This window comes from Tritonibacter sp. SIMBA_163 (assembly GCF_046535935.1).
Taxonomy (GTDB): domain Bacteria; phylum Pseudomonadota; class Alphaproteobacteria; order Rhodobacterales; family Rhodobacteraceae; genus Epibacterium; species Epibacterium scottomollicae.
On record NZ_JAWJBP010000768.1, the window covers coordinates 1 to 258 of the forward strand.

General features: G+C 50.0%; 1 protein-coding gene. It reads right to left on the reverse strand.

What is annotated here, in order from left to right; translation table 11 throughout:
* Positions 1-258: hypothetical protein (locus tag R0J92_RS24395; protein WP_411053585.1), on the reverse strand; the 258-nt coding region annotated here is incomplete at both ends.

The window sequence follows — 258 nt, forward strand, 5'->3', positions numbered from 1 at the left end:
TGCACAGCCACCGTATCGAAATGGCTGAGCAGCACCACGGTGCGTGTCGCTTTTTCATGCTTATACAAAGCCGTCACATAACGCCGCTCCCAATTGACTTCCCCCAATGACACGAGTTCCGGATGTTTTTGGAAGTATTGCGTTTCCATTAATTTGGCATGCAATTTTTCTGGGAAGTCCACTTCCCCTTGCGTCAGCCCTTGTGATTCCCAGCCGACCAATTGTTCCGTCAACTGGCGCAATTGTTCTGGTGTTGAC